The organism is Methylobacterium mesophilicum SR1.6/6 (assembly GCF_000364445.2).
Taxonomy (GTDB): domain Bacteria; phylum Pseudomonadota; class Alphaproteobacteria; order Rhizobiales; family Beijerinckiaceae; genus Methylobacterium; species Methylobacterium mesophilicum_A.
The window spans coordinates 6349312-6365467 of record NZ_CP043538.1; the positions used below are offsets into that span (position 1 = coordinate 6349312).

Consider the following 16156-nt stretch of genomic DNA (forward strand, 5'->3'; position numbering starts at 1 on the left):
CCGGATCCGCGGAGCGTCGAGGCATGTATCTGCGCAGCACTCCCGGCGCGAAGCACGATTCGGTCAAGCGGTGGAACCTGCCAGACCGCGTCTTCTTCGCTTGCGGCGCCTGCCACATCCTGGCCCACGCCTTACTCGAACGGTACGGCAGACCGGGGATGACCGTCCTCTGGTTCAAGCCGGCGCCCGGCTCCACCGGGAACCACATCGTGGTGGCGACGGAGGCCTGGGTCTTCGACTATTACGGCTACTGCGTGCGCAATCTTTGCATCGCCCGCACCTTCGACCGCGCGCGGCTCCGGATGCCCGGCTGGGGCGCCGCTCTGGTCCCGCTGCCGCCGGAAGTTCCGATCTCGGAAAGGAGGTTCGGGCGCATCGGCGGGCTGTGGCTCCGGGAGCCAAGACAGTTCGTCCACGATGCGCTGCCTCGGGCGCGCCGCTACCTCGGACGCTTTGGTCCGCCGCCGGACCGGTGAGGATCCTCACCCGACGATCTTCTCCAGCGCCACGTCCCGCGTCCGCGGACCGAGGAGGCCGACGAGCAGCCCCGCCATGAGCATCGCCGCCGAGATGAACAGGAAGACCCCCGGCGTGCCTGCCTGACGCAGCACGAAGGCGATGACGAACCCGGTGAAGATCGCCGAGAAGCGGCTCCATGAGTACACGAAGCCCACGGCCCGAGCCCGGATGCCGGTCGGGAACAGCTCGGCCTGATAGGCGTGGAAGCTGTACGACATGACGTTGGAGGCGAGCGTCAGGCCGATGCCGAGCGCCACGATCGCGTTGACGTCCGTGGTGCGTGCGAAGGCGATTCCGCAGGCGATGTAGAGGAGCGCGGCCGCCACGATGACGTGCTTGCGCTCGAACCGGTCGGCGATGAGAAGCCCGATCAGCGGGCCGACCGGGGCAGCAAGCGCGATCAGTGCCGTGTAGGCGAGGCTCGACGTGACCGTGATTCCCTGCGCCACCAGCAGGGTTGGGACCCAGTTCGCGAAGCCGTAGAAGCCGACCGTCTGAAAGACGTTGAAGCCTGCCATCATGATCGCCCGGCGCCGGTAGGGCGGCACCCAGAGGTCGCGGAACGCGCCGCGCGGCTGCACCGGTTCTGGTGCAGCGGGTGCAGGCAGCGGGCGCCCGGACTCGGCCGCCACCTGCGCTTCAAGCCGGCGAAGAACCGCGTCCGCCTCCGCGAGGCGCCCGTGCTCTACCAGCCAGCGCGGGCTCTCCGGCAGGCCCGCGCGCAGCCACCAGACCACGAGGGCCGCGGAGGCGCCGATCAGGACCACCCAGCGCCAGCCATCGACGCCCAGCGGGGCGACCGGGATGAGCAGATACGACAGAAACGCCACAGCCGGCACGGCTGTGAAGCCGATGCCCTGGCACAGGGCGAAGGCGCGGCCGCGAATTGCCTTCGGTACCAGTTCGGAGAGGTAGCTGCCGATCGTCACCATCTCCAGGCCGAGGCCGATGCCCGCGATGAGCCGCCAGAGATTGAGGCCGAAGGCCTCGGTCTGGCAGGCCATGACCACGTTGGCCGCCGTATAAGACAGGAGCGACCACGTGAAGATCGCCCGGCGCCCGAAGCGGTCGGCGAGCCAGCCGCACAGGAGGGTGCCGATGAACAGGCCGGTGAACAGGGCCGCGACGAAGCTCGCGACACCGCTGGCACCGAACAGGCCGGGCGTCGTCGGGGTCAGGATCCCCGCCTTGACGAGGCCGGGCGCCACGTAGCCGGTGAACAGCAGGTCGTAGAGCTCGAAAAAGAAGCCGAGGCCGAGCAGCGCCACGAGCCGCCAGATCGTGCGGGTCGGCGGCAGGCGGTCGAGCCGGGCGAGCAGGACGCCGGTCTCAAGGCCCTCCGGGGCTGCCCGCACTTCCATCGTCGCCATGCGCCGCCCCGAGCTCCGTTCCCGCCCCAGCCCGCAACTGCCTCGGAACGGCCGAGCCCACAAGGGCGCCCGCGCTGATCGCGGGCTCCACGGCTCACGCCCCGAACACCGACCAGCCCATGCGATGGGTCAGCCGTTCCAGGGCTACGCGGCCGAGATGGGAATTGCCGGCGGCGTCGAGCCCCGGCGACCACACGGCGATGGAAGCCCTGCCCGGTGCTACCGCCAGGATGCTGCCGCCGACGCCGCTCTTGCCCGGCAGGCCAACCCGGTAGGCGAACTCGCCCGAGCCGTCGTAATGGCCGCAGGTCAGCATGATGGCGTTGATGCGGCGCGCCCGCTCGGCCGACACCACCGAGTGCCCGGTCGACGGGTTCACGCCGTTATGGGCGAGGAACCGGCCCGCCATGGCGAGCTGGCGACAGTTCATGGCGATGGCGCAGTGGTGGAAGTAGACGCCCAGCGTATAGTCCACCGGATTGTCGATGACGCCGAAGGACTTCATGTAGTTGGCGAGCGCGGTGTTACGGAAACCTGTGCGCTTCTCCGAAGCCGCCACCGTCTCATCGATGGCGATGGACGAATCCTGGGCCAGGAACTGGAGGAAGCGCAGGATTTCACCCAGTGCCTCCCGCGGCTCGTGGCCCGAGAGGATCACATCGGTCACCGCGATCGCACCGGCGTTGATGAACGGGTTGCGCGGCACGCCGCGCTCCCGCTCCAGCTGCACGATGGAGTTGAACGGGTTGCCGGAGGGTTCGCGCCCGACCCGCTTCCACAGCCGGTCGCCGACCATGCCGAGCGCCAGGGTGAGCGTGAAGACCTTCGAGACGCTCTGGATCGAGAACGGCGTCTCGCAGTCGCCGCCCGCGAAGACCTGGCCGGCGGCGTCGATCACCGCGATGCCGAACTGGTTCGGATCCACCCGGGCCAGTTCGGGGATGTAGTCGGCGACCGAGCCCCGGTCGGCGCGCTGGGCCATCTCGTCGGAGATGTCCCGAATGACGTGGGCGAGGTCGGGCAAGGGTGAGGCTCAAGGCACGAGGCGCGTCGCTGCCGGGCCGGTCGGCGACGTCTCGGGCGATGCAAGGTCCGGTCCGGGTGCGGAATGCTCTAGCAGCGCGCCGGGGCCGGGAGAACAGGCGCGGCGCTACACCCGGCGGCTGGGATCCCGACGAGGCAGCGAGGCCACTCGCTGGGCGCCAGGCTCCGGAAGGTCGCGCCGACCCGGGTCGCTAGGCGGCGGCGAGCGCCGTGCCCATGGATTCCTTCTTCATCAACTCCCGGAAGAAGCCGTCGAGATGGGTCAGCTTGTCGGGCGAACCGTCCTGGGCGATGCGGCCGCCCTCCAGCACGACGATCCGGTCGAAATCCTGCAGCGTCGAGAGCCGGTGGGCGATGGCGATGACGGTGCGGCCCTTCATGAGGTTCGCCAGCGCGTGGCGGATCGCCTGCTCGGACTCGGCGTCCAGCGCCGAGGTCGCCTCGTCGAGGAGCAGGATCGGGGAATCCTTCAGGATCGCCCGTGCGATGGCGATGCGCTGGCGCTGACCGCCCGAGAGCTTGACGCCGCGGTCGCCCACGATCGTGTCGAAGCCTTCCGGCAGCGCCTTGATGAAGTCGGTGCAGTGCGCCGCCTCGGCCGCCTGCCAGACCTCGTCGTCGGTGGCCTCTGGCCGGCCGTAGCGGATGTTCTCGCGCAAGGAGCGGTGGAACATCGAGACATCCTGCGGCACCACCGTGATGGCCTCGCGCAAGGATTCCTGGGTGACCCGGTCGATGTCCTGGCCGTTGATGCGGATCGTTCCGCTCTGCACGTCGTAGAAGCGCTGGATCAGCGAGAACAGGGTCGACTTGCCGCCACCCGACTTGCCCACGAGGCCGACGCGCTGGCCCGGCTCGATAACGAGGTCGAAGTCCGTGAAGACCGCGCGCCCGTCCGGGTAGCTGAAGGCGACGTGGTCGAAGGCGATCTGCGCGCCCTGGCCGGTGAGGGGCTTGGCCTCCGGATGATCCACGAGGTCGTGGGGTTGCAGGAGGGTGTGGAGCGCCTCGGACAGGCGTGCGGTGTGTTGCGTGGCATCGACCAGCGCCACCGCGAGGTCGCGGGTGGCGGCGAGGATGCGGATGCCCAGCGTGCAGACCAGGACCACCTGGCCGTTCGTCGCCTGGCCGGCCTCCCACATCTGGATTGCCCAGTAGAGCAGGCCGAAGACCGCGAGCACGGTGAGGACCGCGTGCACGATGCGCAGCTTCTCGAGGTAGAGCAGCGACGAGCGGCGCGCCCGCATCTCGGTGGCGATGGTGCCCTCGAAGCGCTGGCCCTCGCGCTTGAACGCCGAGAAGGCGCGCACGAGCGACATGTTGCCCACGAGGTCGACCATCTCGCCGTCGACGGAGGCCGCCTTGGCGGCGAAGTCGTGGTGCAGCGGCTTGCCGGCGGAGGCCATCTTGAACATCAGCACCACGACGGCGGCGAAGACGCCCGCCAGGATTCCCGCCATGGTGAGATTGACGGTGGCGATGTAGGCGATCGACCCGAAGGCCGCGACCGTCGGCGGCATCACGTTGAACACGAACATGTTCTCGACCGTGAAGATCGCGTTCGAGGTTGCCGTGATGCGCGACGCCAGGGTGCCGGGCTGGCGGTCGGAGAAGAAGGTCGGGGAATGGCCGGTGAGGTGCCGGAACAGGTCGCGCCGGATGTCGCCCGTGATGCCCACGAACGTGAAGGCGCCCGTGAGCGCCGCCACGCGCCAGAGCATGTTGTCGGCGGCGATGAAGGCGATCAGGACTGCGAGCGCGCCCCACACCACCGTGTTGCCGGGCCCGGGACCCTTCGTCAGGGCATCGACCACGCCCTTGAGGGCATAATCGGTGGAGACCGAGAAGCCGACGGCACCCAGCACCGAGATCAGAATTACCAGGTGCGGCAGCCAGCGGCGGCGGAGGTACCGCCCGACGAAGGCGAAGGGCCTGTCGGCGTATCGGTGCAGCTCTTCCATCGCGGTGACCATTCCGTATTCGCGCGGCTTTGGCTTACGGGCTGAGGCGGAGTGCAGCGCGGGCGCAGTCTGACCCGCAGCGGCAACGCGACAGCGTTGCCATATGTTGCACCGGTCCGCAGCTACGATGCGCTTTTATCCGCACAATCTGAACGCCGCTTGAGCGGCGCTCGCGCAGGCATGCGAATCCGGTGCCGCGGCCGGTCAGGACGCGGGCTCGGCCTGGCGCGTCTCCGGCATGATCAGCGCCACCAGCATGAACGCCGCGAAACCCACGATGGCGAGGCCCAGGAAGGCGCTGTGGCTGCCGAGACGGTCGGCCATGATTCCGGCCAGCGAAGTCGAGAGTGCGGCGCCGATCCCCATGGCGGTGCCGACGGCGCCCAGGGCGAGGTTGAAGCGTCCCGTGCCGCGGGTGAGGTCCGAGACGACGAGCGGCACCATCACACCGAGGACCGAGGCCGAGATCCCGTCGAGCACCTGGATGGCGACGAGGCCGTAGGGGTTGGTCGTGTAGGCGAGCATCAGGCCGCGAAGGGGAAGCGCCCCGAAGCCGAACAGCAGCACCGGGTAGCGCCCGAACCGCTCGGCCGCTCGGCCGACCGCTGGGGCGCTGACGGCCAGCACCGCCTGCGGGACCATGATGCAGGCGGCCACCAGCGCGGTGGCAGTCTCGCTCGCCCGCAGGGTGAGCACGCTGCCGACCAGCGGCAGCATCGCGGCGTTGGCGAGGAAGAACAGCACCATGCAGGCCGAGAAGGACAGGAGTCCGCGATTGGTCAGCAGCGCCCGGATCCCCTCCGGTCCGGCAGAGGCTGGCGCCAGGACGGCAGTCGCCTGGGCGGGAGGCGTCTCCCGGAGCACGGCCGGGTCGATATCCTGGGCCCGGATGCGGGCCAGGGCGATAATAGTCGGCACGACCAGGGCCGCCGTCAGGTAGAACACGGCGCCGTTGGACAGGTAGTAGCCGATGGCCCCCATGCCGGCCGCGCCCAGCGCGTTGCCGACCGCCGCGAAGCTGGCGTTGCGGCCGAGGCGCTCGCCCGCCCGGGCCCGCCCGACGAGGCCGATGCTGATCGCCGCGATGGCCGGCGTCAGCACGCAGCTCGCCGCGGAATGGGCCGCCATCGCCAGGAGCACGACGAGGAAGCTCGGCCAGACCGCCAGGGCGAAGGCGCTGCCCGAGATGCCGACCACCGCCACCGCGGCGGCGAAGCGCTTGGAGCGCACGACGTCGACGAAGGCGCCGCCGGGGACCTGCCCGAGGAGCGCCACGAGGCTGCCGACGGTCAGGGCGAAGCCGATATCGGACTGCGTCCACTTGGCCTGCGAGAAGTACACCGCCAGGAACGGCCCGAACCCGGTCTGCAGGTTCGCCACGAAGAACGCGAAGGCGTCGAGGCCGTACCGGCTCGCCGCCGAGATCGCGCGCTCGGGCGGGGCGGTCCCGGCCGCGGCCGCGGGCTCGCGCGGGCGCTCGGCCGCCGGATCCTTCAGGCGGACGGCGCGGGACCGCGGATCCTGCCGGGACACCTCGCGCTCGCGGGGGGAGGCGGCGGGTCTGACCTTCAATCGAGCCACCGTCATTTATCCGGAGCCTTCTCCGGCGGGGCGGCGGGTGCGGCCGGGGCCGGGGCGGGCGGAACCGGGGCGCCCGGGGTCGTGCCGGCGGGAGCCGGCTGCGCTGCGGGGGATCCGGCGGGTACAGTGCCGGCGGGTGCGGTGCCGGCGGCAGGTGCGGCGGGCGTTGCGGCGGGCGTTGCCGCCTGCTCCCCCTCGGCGGGGGCGGCCGGGCTCGCGGGGCCGAGCACGACGATCGGCTCACCGGACTTGTACTCGGGCGAGACGCGGACCTGATTGCGGGTCAGAGCCACGGACAGCTTGCGCTCCTTGCCGCCATCCGGGGTGAAGCGCAGGGCCCGCCAATCCACCGCGATCTTGCGGGTGCCGACGCCGAGGAAGCCGCCGAAATCGATGATCGCGGCGCGGGGATGCCCGTCCTTGTCGATGATGATGTCGATGACCCGCCCGAGTTCGTCGCCGCCGGCGCTGCGGACGCTGCGGCCGAGCAGGCTCTCGTAGTCCTGGGTGTCGAGGACCGTCGCCGGGGTACCCTGCTGCTGGGCCTGCGGCGGGGCCGGTGTCGCCGGAGCGGCGGACGGCCCGGCGGGGGCGGGCGGAGCCGCCGGCGCGTTCGGAGCCGGCGTGGCGGCCGGCGCCTGCGGCTGGGCCGCGCCGGACGCGCCCTCGCTGCCGGCGGGCTGGGCCTGCGCCGCGGCTCCCGACGCCCAGAGGGCGAGCGTGACGGCCGCGATCATCCGGATGGTTCTGAACACGCTTCGTCCTCTGAGGATGGGCCGGGCCGAATCGATACGCCGACGCAACCGCGACCGTTTCGGTCGGTTCCAGCGCCCTCATCGGCAGGAAACCGCCCGCGGTCGGCCGTCGTGCCGCAGGACCTGGGCGAAGTTATGGATCCGGCCGCCCGGGCAGCAAGGTTCGGGCCGCGGCGAAGGCGGGAACCGATGCCGGTTGCGGGAGCGTCTGGCTAGCGTCTGGTTTTCGCCGCAACCCCAGCGTAGAGAGCGGATCAAAGCTCATGCGAGCCGCGGACAGCACCGCGGCCCCTTGCGAGGACTGAACGATGTCGACCCTCCCCCCGTCGAGAAGCGCCGCCGCGCGCGGGCTCGTGCTCGGCACCGCCCTGGCCGGCTTGGTGGCGGGTTGCCAAGCCCTCGGCGGCGGCGGCGGCGTGATGCCGGATACGCAGGTCGGCCTGCCGCCGTCCCTGCGCGGCGCCCTGCCCAACCGCGAGCCCCACAACGCCGGTGTCGACGCCGACGGCCGCCCGCTCCAGACAGCCCCGACCCGGCAGCTGGCGCTGCCCAAGAGCACCGGCGCCGGGGCGCGGACGGCGGATGCCAGCGAGCGGCGGATCCGCCGTGAGGACCTCGACGGCGGCAACGGGGCCGTGTCGGGCGGCGGCAGCGGCGGATCGATGGGGCCGATGATGGCCCCCGGCGGCAGCGTCGGCCTCGGCGGCAAGTTCTGAAGCGGACCCCCGACGTCGCGACGCCGGAGAACCCCGGTCACGCGGTCGGCGCGCGCCGGCCGTAGAAATCCTCGATCCGGCCGCCGTAGCTCGGATCCGCGAACCCGTCCTCGCCCGGCCCGTGACTGGGTGCGCCGGCGAGCGCGGCCGGATCGATATCGACCACGTAGCCTCCGAACTCGGTGCTGTAGGTCAGCGCCTTCCAGGGGAGGGGGTGGTGGTTCTCGCCCAGCCCCAGGAAGCCCCCGAAGGCCAGCACCGCGTAGGCGACCTGTCCCGACACCTTATCCACCATGAAGTTGTGGACGGCCCCGAGATGGCGCCCGCCGCGGTCGTAGACATCCGTGCCCTCGACCTTGTTGGACGCGATCAGCCGGCTGGTCTCGTCGATGGCGACACCGGGGCCGGCGGGATCCAGTTCCAGGGTTCCGGGCTTCCGCACGGCGCGTTCGTTGGGCAGGTCCGTCGGCATACGCACTCCCAGGTCGCGGATGCGGCCGTCCCGCATCCCGTTGTCCCTGCGGACTAAGCGGGTCGCCGGGCACAGGTTCCGCGCTCCGGCCGGGAGCGTGCCCGTGGCGGGGTGCCGGGCGCTCAGAGATCGGGCGGAACGCCTGCCCTGGCGCGCCGCTCGTTGATCCGGTCGCGGACCGAGCGGCTGGCCAGCAGCATCTCAAAGCCGAAGGCGACGAGGGCGCACAGCGTGCACAGGATCGCCGCGCCGAACAATCCGAACAGGACGGTCGCCACCGTGTTGTCGCGCAGGGCCCCGACGAACAGCGTCAGAACCGAGCCGCAGGTGGCGACCCCGCCGAGGGCGGCCATCAGCACGGCGGCGTCCAGGGCCAGGGACCGCAGGTGCAGCCGGTCGAGGCGTCGGCCCAGGCTGAGGCGCTCCGCGTCGCCCGCGCCCGCGAGGAGGCCGGAGACGCGGTCGGCCTGGTCCGCCACGCGGGCGAGGCGCGTGCCGAAGACGTTGAGCAGCGTCGCGATCCCGGACAGCAGGAAGACCGGGCTCAGCGCCACCTGGACGACATGGGCGGTGCTCTCCAGGGTGGCGGGGACGATCAGGTTGGTCATGCCGACCGGCAGTGCACCCGCTCGGTCCCCGGGGCAATCCCGGCGACCGCAGGCGGCTCAGACCAGACCGCGCCCCGGTTCCGCGCCGCGGGCGGCGGGCTCGGCGCTGACGCCGAGGCCGAGCGCCGTCACCAGGGCCGTGGCGAGCAGCAGCGCGAGCGTGAGGGCAGGAGCGAACATGACTGTACTTGAGGCGCAGGATTGTTAAGAGCAGGTTTCGCGCGTGCGGATCCGTTGAATAATCTTCGCGGACCGTGCGGATCGGCAGCTTCCCGTGTGGATTTCCGCGCCTGCCTTGTGGATGAGAGGCCCGCGAAGGCGATTTCCCCTTGGAACGGGGGCGGCACCGCTTAGTTGCTGCTATGCTGGCTCGGCCGTGGGGCGCTCATGCCCCGGCCTGCGGCCCGAGAACCGGAGGAAGTTTATGGCCACGAAGACCGAGAAGGCTGCACCGAAGGCGGCCAAGACCACCAAGCCCGAGACGAAGGCCGCCCCGGCCAAGGCTGCGAAGCCCGCCGCGACCAAGTCCGCCGGCACGAAGCCGAACGCCCTGCAGCAGCCCCTCAAGCCCTCGGCCGAACTCGGCGCCATCGTCGGCACCAGCCCGCTCCCGCGCGGCGAGGTGGTCAGCAAGGTTTGGGACTACATCAAGAAGCACAACCTTCAGAACCCGCAGAACAAGCGCGAGATCGTGGCCGACGACAAGCTCAAGAAGGTCTTCGGCAAAGACAAGTGCTCGATGTTCGAGATGAACAAGCATCTCGCCGCGCACCTGAAGGCCTGAGCGCGCCCCAGGGCCAGGCCGGACTTCGCGTCCGGAGCCCCGGCCCTGGCGTGCCGACGCTTCGCGCGTCGGCTGCGAGCGCCGACGATCATTTCGGGGTCCGCCACAGGCGGGAGCCCGGAATCCCGAGCCGCGGGTTCTGACCGATCGGGCGGAGATGGCCGCCGCGATCGCGAGGGATCGGCCGCTTCGGATTCCGGGCTTCGCTGTGCGGTGTTCCCGGCCCTGGTGCCCCATCCGGTCGAGGCAGCCGGCAACGTGCGTCCGCGCCCGTGCGGGTTGCGGTTTCACGCATCGTGGACGGCTCAGCGCGTCTCCTCCCTTCTGCGGGGAAGGGGATGCGCGGAGCCGCAGGCCCGTTTTTCCCGACGCAGATGTGTAAATCTGCAAGCCCGTGCGGAAGAGCGGGCCCGCGTCTCGTTCGGCCCTGTCGCCACCCGACCGGCCACGGCGTCAGGAAATGCCCTGCAGCACGCCGCCATCCACCCGGAGCGCCGCGCCGGTCGTGGCGCTCGCCGCCGGGCTGCACAGGTAGGCGACGAGGTTCGCCACCTCCTCCACCCGCGCGAGGCGCCGGATCAGCGAGGAGGGGCGGTGCTCGGCCACGAAGGCGCGGCCCATCGCGTCGAGATCCGCGTCGGCCTTGCCGCCGGCCATCTGCGTCATGAATTCGGCGACCCCCTCCGACAGGGTCGGGCCCGGGAGAACGCTGTTCACGGTCACGCCGGACCCGGCCACCGTCTGGGCGAGGCCACGGGCGACCGCGAGCTGCGCGGTCTTGGTCATCCCGTAATGGACCATCTCGGTCGGCGTATTGATGCCCGACTCGCTGGAGATGAAGATCACCCGACCCCAGCCGCGCTCGGCCATGCCGGGCGCGTAGGCCCGCGACAGGCGCACGCCGCTCATCACGTTGACGTCGAAGAAGCGCTGCCAGTCGGCGTCCGGGATCTCGAAGAACGGCTTCGGCTCGAAGATGCCGGTGTTGTTGACGAGGATGTCCACCGTCGGCAGGGCCTGCACGAGGGCTGAGACGCCCGCCGCGGTGGCGACATCGCCCACGGCCGCGAAGGCGCGGCCGGCACCCGCCTCGCCCCGCAGCTTGGCCAGGGCCGCCTCGACCCGCTCGGACGTCCGGCCGTTGATGCCGACCTCGGCCCCGAGATCGCAGAGTTCCTTGGCGATGGCGTAGCCGATGCCGGCGGTGGAGCCGGTGACGAGGGCCTTGCGGCCGGTGAGATCGAGATCCATGGGACCCTCCCGCGCGTCTGACGGGCGGTCAACGCGCACCCGTGGCGGCCGGTGGCATGAACCGGCCGTCTAGCCGCTCCGACTGCGCCGCAGGACGCTGGCGCAGCCGCCGATCACCGAGAGCGCCACCGCGCAGGAGAGCGACAGGGTCACGGCCCGCTCGGGCCCGAGGCCGTGGGTCAGGCCGAAGATCACCGCCACCAGGGCCGCACCGAGGGACTGGCCGGTGAGCCGCGCCGTCGACTGCATCCCGCTGGCCCCGCCGGCGCGCTCGCGCGGCGCGGAGGTGACGATCACCTTGTTGTTGGGCGACTGGAACAGGCCGAAGCCGAGGCCGCAGAGCGTCAGGCGCCAGGCGATGTCGAGGGTCGCGGGGGCCTCGGGCAGGAGGATGACGCTGACGAGCCCGGCCGCCAGCATCGCGAGCCCGATCCCGCCGAGAATGCCCGGGGGGTAGCGGTCGGCAAGGCGCCCGGAGACCGGCGCCATGGCGGCCACCGCGATCGGCCAGGGGGTGAGCAGGAAGCCGGTCTGCGTGCTGGAGAGGTGCAGCACGTCCTGGAAGTAGAACGGCAGCGCCACGTAGGAGACCATCTGGGCGCAGAACGACGCCACCGACGTCGCCATCGACAGGGCGAAGGCGGGGATCCGCAGGAGGTCCACCGGCAGGAGCGGCGCCGGCAGCCGGATCTGGCGGCGGACGAACACCGCGCCGATCACCAGGGCGCCGACGAGCTCGGCGGCGGCGATCCGCTGGGCATCCGGGTCGCCCAGGCCGTCGATGCCGATGATGAGCAGGCCGAAGGTCAGCGCGTTGAGAACGGCGCTGACGAGGTCGAAGGGCCGCTTGCTGGCGGGCGTCACCGGCAGGGTGCGGGAGGCGACCGCCAGGGCCGCCAAGCCCACCGGTATGTTGACCAGGAACAGCCAGGGCCAGGTCGCCACCGAGAGGATCGCGGCCGCCACGGTGGGTCCGGCCGCCGAGGCGACGGCCACCACCAGCGCCACGTTGGCCACGCCCTGGCCGATCATCCGGTGCGGGTAGATGAAGCGCACGAAGCCGATATTGACGCTCATGATCGCCGCGCCGCCGAGCCCCTGGACGACCCGCGCCGCGATCAGCAGCGGCAGGCTCGGCGCGACCGCGCAGGCCAGCGAGGCGGCGACGAACAGCGCCAGGCCCGGCAGATAGACCTTCCGGAAGCCGAAGATGTCGCCCAGCGCCGCGAAGGGCAGCAGGCTCGCCGTGACGGCCACCTGATAGGCGTTGACCACGAAGATCGCGTCGGCGGGCTTCACCGCGAGGTCCTTGGCCATCACCGGCAAGGCCACGTTGACGATCGCCCCGTCGAGGACGGCCATGGTCATGGCCAGACCGATCGCCGCCATGGCCAGCACGCGCTCGCGCGGCGGCAAGCCGTCCTGCGGGGTGCCCGAAGGGCTGGCCTTGGCGGCGCCGGGACCGGGCGGGACCTGCGCCATGCGCGCGCGCTCCTGCGGCGTCCCGGTCGGGTCCGTGACGTCGATGGCTGGGGTTGATCCGGGCGCAGAAGGCGCCGGGAAGGCCGTACCCTGTCGCGCAGGCCGGGCATCCCGTCGAGGGGCGCGGTGTGCTGAATGACACGGCGCGGACGGGTTCGTTCGCGGCGCGGCGGAGGTCAACGGCGCCGCGCGGGGCTCGTCCCTCAAGCCAGCAGGTAGGTCAGCAGCGAGCGAAGCTGGGCCGGCTTGATCGGCTTGCGCACGAGTTCGGCGCCGGTCGCCGTCACCCGGTCCTCGACCGCGCCGGTGTGGTCGGCGGTCGTGACGATCACCGGGAGCGGCTCGGTCGTCAGTCTGCGAAAATAGGCCGCCACGTCGAGCCCGCAGGCGCCGTCGTCGAGATGGTAGTCGAGCACCAGTATGTCCGGCGGCGGGGCGCCGGCCTCGACGGCGGCGCGCACCCCGGCCAGATCCCGGAAGGTCGAGACCCGGGCGTCCCAGTTCTGCAGGAGGCGCGCCAGGGCGTCGGCGGTGGAGGCGTCGTTCTCGACGACCAGGACATGCGCCCCCGAGAGCCGGGTCGCCACCGGGGCGGGCGGCGCCGCGGCGGCCGGGACGGCGCTGACGGGCAGCGCCAGGGTCACCCGCGTGCCGTGGCCGGGCCGCGAGCGCAGTGCCAGCGGGTGATCGAGCGCCTGGGCCATGCGCCGGACGATGGAGAGGCCGAGGCCGAGCCCCGGATCCTCCCCGGCGGCCGTGCGGGCGCTGCCGCGGAAGAACTCGTCGAAGACCAAGTCCTGATCCTCGGCACTGATCCCGCAGCCGGTATCGGTCACCTCCACCCGGACGCCGCCGCCCCGGCGGCGCGCCGCCAGGATGATCCCGCCCGCGGCCGTATACCGGACCGCGTTCGAGACGAGGTTCTGCAGGATGCGCTGCAGGAGCACCACGTCGCTGGTCACGGTGAGGTCGGGGCAGCGAACCGAGAGCCGCAGGCCCTTCCGCTCGGCGAAGGGCTTGAAGCTCTCCGCCAGCTCCGCGAGCAGGTCGGGCAGGAAAACCGGCTGCAGCTGCGGCCGGACGATGCCCGCGTCGAGCTTGGAGATGTCGAGGAGCGTCTTGATCAGGTCCTCGATCGTCTGCAGCCCGCGCTCCACCTGGCCCGCGATGGTGCGGGCCTCCGGCGGCACGTCGAGGTCGGCCAGCGCCGAGATCGACAGGCGGGCGGCGTTGACCGGCTGCAGCAGGTCGTGGCTCGCAGCGGCCAGGAAGCGGGTCTTGGAGCGGTTGGCGGTCTCCGCCTCCTCCTTGGCGGCCGCCAGGGCCTCGTTGGAGCGCTCCAGCCGGTGCATCAGCCCGGTCAGCTCCTCGGTGCGCGTGCGGACCCGCCCTTCCAGTATGATGGCGGTCTGGAACAGCGAGTAGGCGCTGCCCCGCTGGTCCATGGTGCGCTCGACATGGGACATCAGCGCCGCGTTGATCCGCTCGAGCTTCTCGATGCGCCGGCGCAGGGACGCGTCGGCCTCGAGGCCGTTCGGGTGCAGCGTCACGACGCCACCGGGAGGTCGCCGCCCTCCGCCAGCGACCGGCCGATGGCGATGCCCGTGAAGGTCTGGTTCAGGTGCATCGCCCGGTACTGCTCGCCGAAGGTCTCGAACCCCACGACGTTGTAGCGGCGGTAGAGGTCGGCGATGCCGTGGCGGACCTGCCGGCTCTCGGCGTCGAGGCGGCGCAGCACGCACTCGAAGCCGATGATCAGGTCGACGCCCCCCAGCGCCGCGTCGAGGCGCGCCAGCTCCGCCCGGGTCGAGGCGACGATGTCGCGCGGCTCGGCGAGGGTGAGCACCACGCCCTCGTCCACCGCGCAGAAGAAGCTGAGCGACCCGTCCTCGTTCATCCGCCGGATCGAGCGGCAGAAATACTCGCCGCCGACCTTCACGGCGAGCGGGTAGGCGGCGAAGCTCATCGGCGACAGGCCCTCGGGATCGAGGCCGATCGCCATGGCGTATTCCCGCGCCGCCGGCTCGGCGTTGAGCTCGTGAACGGTGCGGCGCTCGCCGTCCGAGGCGGTGACCACGAACTTGGTCTGCGTCGGCTCGAAATTGTCGCTCTTGAAGATCTCCACAGAGAAATCGGTCTCGACCAGGATCAGGACCGCCGCCTGCCGGTGAATCCGGCCGCCGTGGAGCAGGACCGCGTCGCGGAACCGCAGGTCGTCGCCGGCCGAGCCACCGACGATCGGGATCCCGTCGAGGGCCCAGGCGATCGCCGAGACCACCGTCTCCTCGGCGTTGGTCAGCCCGTCGATCAGCGAGAGCGCGAAGCGCCGCTGCGTGGCGGCCGGGTCGCCCTCGCGGCACCGCTCCTGCGGATCGAGGGTCCGGCGTAGCGCCCGCACCGCCGAGGCGGTCCGCTCCACGTCGAGATGGTCGATGGCGTCCAGCACCGTCGAGACGATGCGGAACCGCTCCGCCGGGAACGCGATGGCGACGAGGCCGCGATCGAGGCCGCCGGCGGGCGCGATGCCGCCCGACATCGAGCAGCCGGCCACCGGCACGCCGGGGAAGCGGCTTTCCAGCTCGCGGGCCAGGATCTCGGCGTCGTAATCGGCGGAGAAGAACACGACGATCTGCGACAGGGCGGCGTCGGCCACGGAGGCGGCGACGTCCGAGACCGCGTCGGCGGCCGAGGCCGCGTCCGTCCAGGCCGTCCGGATGCCGCACAGATGGCGGCGCACGCCAGTTCCCTGAGCCACGTTTCCTACCCCCTGGCGCCCCCTCGGCGGGCTTGCTGCCCGCTCTTCAGCGTCGTGGGGTGAGTATGTCGTGCGCAACCCATCGGTGCAACCGTCCGGCGGACCGTGACCGGACCTGCGGATCCGGCGCCCGCGGCCTCACTTCATGCACGCGTCCTCGGCCTTCTCGAAGGCGGCCGGCTTGGGCTCGTGCTCCGCCGGCCGGTTGCGGCCGAGGGCGCCCTCGGAGCGGGCCCGCAGATAGGTGTAGATGTCGGGCATGTAGCACATGACGTTCTTGTTCTCGCCGAAGGCCGGCATGACCAGCTCCTGCGAGGCGTTCACGTCCTTCTTGCCGCCGACGACGATGCCGGCGAACTGCGCGTAGCTCATGCCCTTCAGGGCATCGACGAGCGAGGGCGCGTAAGTCGACCCCATGCCGTCGGGCCCGTGGCAGACGATGCAGTTCGAACTGTACCGCAGGTAGCCCGACATGGTGTACCAGTCGACCTTCTTGCCGTCGTCGGTCACGTGGTACGTCGGATCGCCGTTCTTGTCCGTGTACTGACCGTCCTGCACCTTGGCGGGCTGGGTCGGGCCGCCGCTCTTCAGGTCCGCGGGCGCTGCGGTTGCGCTCGATGGCTGCGCGGCGGGCGGTGTCGCCGCGGCGGCGGGACTCGCCGCAACGAGGCCTGCCGCGATCCCGGCGAGCATCAAGCTGGAAAATAGGTCTGCCGCGCACCGCATGAGCGTTCCTCCATCCGCCCACAAGCTTTTTGGAGGTGGCGCGGCGGGGAGATAACGGTGTTCCCGCGGATCGATTGCACCGGCGCGCGTTCACGTTTTCGCGCCATGTGCGCGCTCGGTTGCAGGCCCCCG

Annotated in this window: 16 protein-coding genes; 3 read left to right on the forward strand and 13 right to left on the reverse strand. The window is 71.3% G+C overall.

The window, feature by feature from the left end:
- Window positions 1–23 precede the first annotated feature (23 nt).
- On the forward strand, window positions 24–476 hold the full coding sequence (locus MMSR116_RS30265; RefSeq protein ID WP_010684647.1) for a hypothetical protein: 453 nt from the start codon (window positions 24–26) through the stop codon (window positions 474–476).
- A 6-nt stretch (window positions 477–482) separates the two neighbouring features.
- On the opposite strand, the gene MMSR116_RS30270 is transcribed toward MMSR116_RS30265, so the two are convergent.
- The 5 genes from MMSR116_RS30270 to MMSR116_RS30290 form a co-directional block, all read right to left on the reverse strand.
- The gene (locus MMSR116_RS30270; protein ID WP_010684648.1) at window positions 483–1889 is read right to left on the reverse strand and encodes an MFS transporter; all 1407 of its coding nucleotides are present in this window, start codon (window positions 1887–1889) and stop codon (window positions 483–485) included.
- Between the two features lie 94 nt (window positions 1890–1983).
- A complete protein-coding gene (locus tag MMSR116_RS30275; protein ID WP_010684649.1) occupies window positions 1984–2913 on the reverse strand; it encodes a glutaminase in 930 nt (309 codons plus the stop codon).
- 211 nt (window positions 2914–3124) lie between these two features.
- The gene (locus MMSR116_RS30280) at window positions 3125–4894 is read right to left on the reverse strand and encodes an ABC transporter ATP-binding protein (RefSeq protein WP_010684650.1); all 1770 of its coding nucleotides are present in this window, start codon (window positions 4892–4894) and stop codon (window positions 3125–3127) included.
- A 204-nt stretch (window positions 4895–5098) separates the two neighbouring features.
- A complete protein-coding gene (locus MMSR116_RS30285) occupies window positions 5099–6481 on the reverse strand; it encodes an MFS transporter (RefSeq protein ID WP_010684651.1) in 1383 nt (460 codons plus the stop codon).
- The gene (locus tag MMSR116_RS30290) at window positions 6478–7212 is read right to left on the reverse strand and encodes a PRC-barrel domain-containing protein (RefSeq protein ID WP_010684652.1); all 735 of its coding nucleotides are present in this window, start codon (window positions 7210–7212) and stop codon (window positions 6478–6480) included. The genes MMSR116_RS30285 and MMSR116_RS30290 overlap by 4 nt, the downstream gene beginning before the upstream one ends.
- A 326-nt stretch (window positions 7213–7538) precedes the next feature.
- Between MMSR116_RS30290 and MMSR116_RS30295 the strand changes: the two genes are divergently transcribed.
- Window positions 7539–7946, forward strand: a complete 408-nt coding sequence (locus MMSR116_RS30295) for a hypothetical protein (protein ID WP_010684653.1) — start codon at window positions 7539–7541, stop codon at window positions 7944–7946.
- A gap of 37 nt (window positions 7947–7983) precedes the next feature.
- Here the strand turns inward: MMSR116_RS30295 and MMSR116_RS30300 are convergent, their stop codons facing one another.
- The 3 genes from MMSR116_RS30300 to MMSR116_RS32325 all read right to left on the reverse strand — a co-directional run bounded on the left by MMSR116_RS30300 (window position 7984) and on the right by MMSR116_RS32325 (window position 9206).
- On the reverse strand, window positions 7984–8418 hold the full coding sequence (locus MMSR116_RS30300; protein ID WP_039893641.1) for a PRC-barrel domain-containing protein: 435 nt from the start codon (window positions 8416–8418) through the stop codon (window positions 7984–7986).
- Between the two features lie 122 nt (window positions 8419–8540).
- Window positions 8541–9026 carry a DUF2721 domain-containing protein gene (locus tag MMSR116_RS30305; protein WP_010684655.1) on the reverse strand — a complete coding sequence of 162 codons (486 nt, stop codon included), beginning with the start codon at window positions 9024–9026 and terminating at the stop codon, window positions 8541–8543.
- Between the two features lie 57 nt (window positions 9027–9083).
- Complete coding sequence (locus tag MMSR116_RS32325; protein ID WP_010684656.1) at window positions 9084–9206, reverse strand: hypothetical protein; 123 nt, start codon at window positions 9204–9206, stop codon at window positions 9084–9086.
- A gap of 244 nt (window positions 9207–9450) precedes the next feature.
- On the opposite strand from MMSR116_RS32325, the gene MMSR116_RS30310 reads away from it, so the two are divergent.
- Window positions 9451–9810, forward strand: coding sequence for an SWIB/MDM2 domain-containing protein (locus MMSR116_RS30310; protein WP_010684657.1), 360 nt, complete (start codon window positions 9451–9453; stop codon window positions 9808–9810).
- A 453-nt stretch (window positions 9811–10263) separates the two neighbouring features.
- Here the strand turns inward: MMSR116_RS30310 and MMSR116_RS30315 are convergent, their stop codons facing one another.
- The 5 genes from MMSR116_RS30315 to MMSR116_RS30335 form a co-directional block, all read right to left on the reverse strand.
- Window positions 10264–11061: an SDR family NAD(P)-dependent oxidoreductase gene (locus MMSR116_RS30315; RefSeq protein WP_010684658.1), complete on the reverse strand. Its 798-nt coding sequence runs from the start codon at window positions 11059–11061 to the stop codon at window positions 10264–10266.
- Window positions 11062–11130: 69 nt separating this feature from the next.
- Window positions 11131–12543 carry an MFS transporter gene (locus tag MMSR116_RS30320; protein ID WP_010684659.1) on the reverse strand — a complete coding sequence of 471 codons (1413 nt, stop codon included), beginning with the start codon at window positions 12541–12543 and terminating at the stop codon, window positions 11131–11133.
- Window positions 12544–12746: 203 nt separating this feature from the next.
- Window positions 12747–14093 carry an ATP-binding response regulator gene (locus tag MMSR116_RS30325; RefSeq protein ID WP_010684660.1) on the reverse strand — a complete coding sequence of 449 codons (1347 nt, stop codon included), beginning with the start codon at window positions 14091–14093 and terminating at the stop codon, window positions 12747–12749.
- Window positions 14090–15298 (reverse strand): FIST signal transduction protein, encoded by a 1209-nt coding sequence (locus tag MMSR116_RS30330; protein WP_010684661.1) that lies wholly within the window; start codon window positions 15296–15298, stop codon window positions 14090–14092. Before MMSR116_RS30330 ends, MMSR116_RS30325 begins: the two co-directional genes overlap by 4 nt.
- Window positions 15299–15436: 138 nt before the next feature.
- Window positions 15437–16024 carry a c-type cytochrome, methanol metabolism-related gene (locus MMSR116_RS30335; RefSeq protein ID WP_010684662.1) on the reverse strand — a complete coding sequence of 196 codons (588 nt, stop codon included), beginning with the start codon at window positions 16022–16024 and terminating at the stop codon, window positions 15437–15439.
- Window positions 16025–16156: the final 132 nt, after the last annotated feature.

Bases quoted from the DNA above. Each gene is read 5' to 3' on its own strand.
- MMSR116_RS30305 (WP_010684655.1), bottom strand. From the start codon at position 9,026: ATGACCAACCTGATCGTCCCCGCCACCCTGGAGAGCACCGCCCATGTC.
- MMSR116_RS30265 (WP_010684647.1), top strand. From the start codon at position 24: ATGTATCTGCGCAGCACTCCCGGCGCGAAGCACGATTCGGTCAAGCGG.
- MMSR116_RS30315 (WP_010684658.1), bottom strand. From the start codon at position 11,061: ATGGATCTCGATCTCACCGGCCGCAAGGCCCTCGTCACCGGCTCCACC.
- MMSR116_RS30280 (WP_010684650.1), bottom strand. From the start codon at position 4,894: ATGGAAGAGCTGCACCGATACGCCGACAGGCCCTTCGCCTTCGTCGGG.
- MMSR116_RS30300 (WP_039893641.1), bottom strand. From the start codon at position 8,418: ATGCCGACGGACCTGCCCAACGAACGCGCCGTGCGGAAGCCCGGAACC.
- MMSR116_RS30310 (WP_010684657.1), top strand. From the start codon at position 9,451: ATGGCCACGAAGACCGAGAAGGCTGCACCGAAGGCGGCCAAGACCACC.
- MMSR116_RS30295 (WP_010684653.1), top strand. From the start codon at position 7,539: ATGTCGACCCTCCCCCCGTCGAGAAGCGCCGCCGCGCGCGGGCTCGTG.
- MMSR116_RS30335 (WP_010684662.1), bottom strand. From the start codon at position 16,024: ATGCGGTGCGCGGCAGACCTATTTTCCAGCTTGATGCTCGCCGGGATC.
- MMSR116_RS32325 (WP_010684656.1), bottom strand. From the start codon at position 9,206: ATGTTCGCTCCTGCCCTCACGCTCGCGCTGCTGCTCGCCACGGCCCTG.
- MMSR116_RS30285 (WP_010684651.1), bottom strand. From the start codon at position 6,481: ATGACGGTGGCTCGATTGAAGGTCAGACCCGCCGCCTCCCCCCGCGAG.
- MMSR116_RS30290 (WP_010684652.1), bottom strand. From the start codon at position 7,212: ATGATCGCGGCCGTCACGCTCGCCCTCTGGGCGTCGGGAGCCGCGGCG.
- MMSR116_RS30270 (WP_010684648.1), bottom strand. From the start codon at position 1,889: ATGGCGACGATGGAAGTGCGGGCAGCCCCGGAGGGCCTTGAGACCGGC.
- MMSR116_RS30320 (WP_010684659.1), bottom strand. From the start codon at position 12,543: ATGGCGCAGGTCCCGCCCGGTCCCGGCGCCGCCAAGGCCAGCCCTTCG.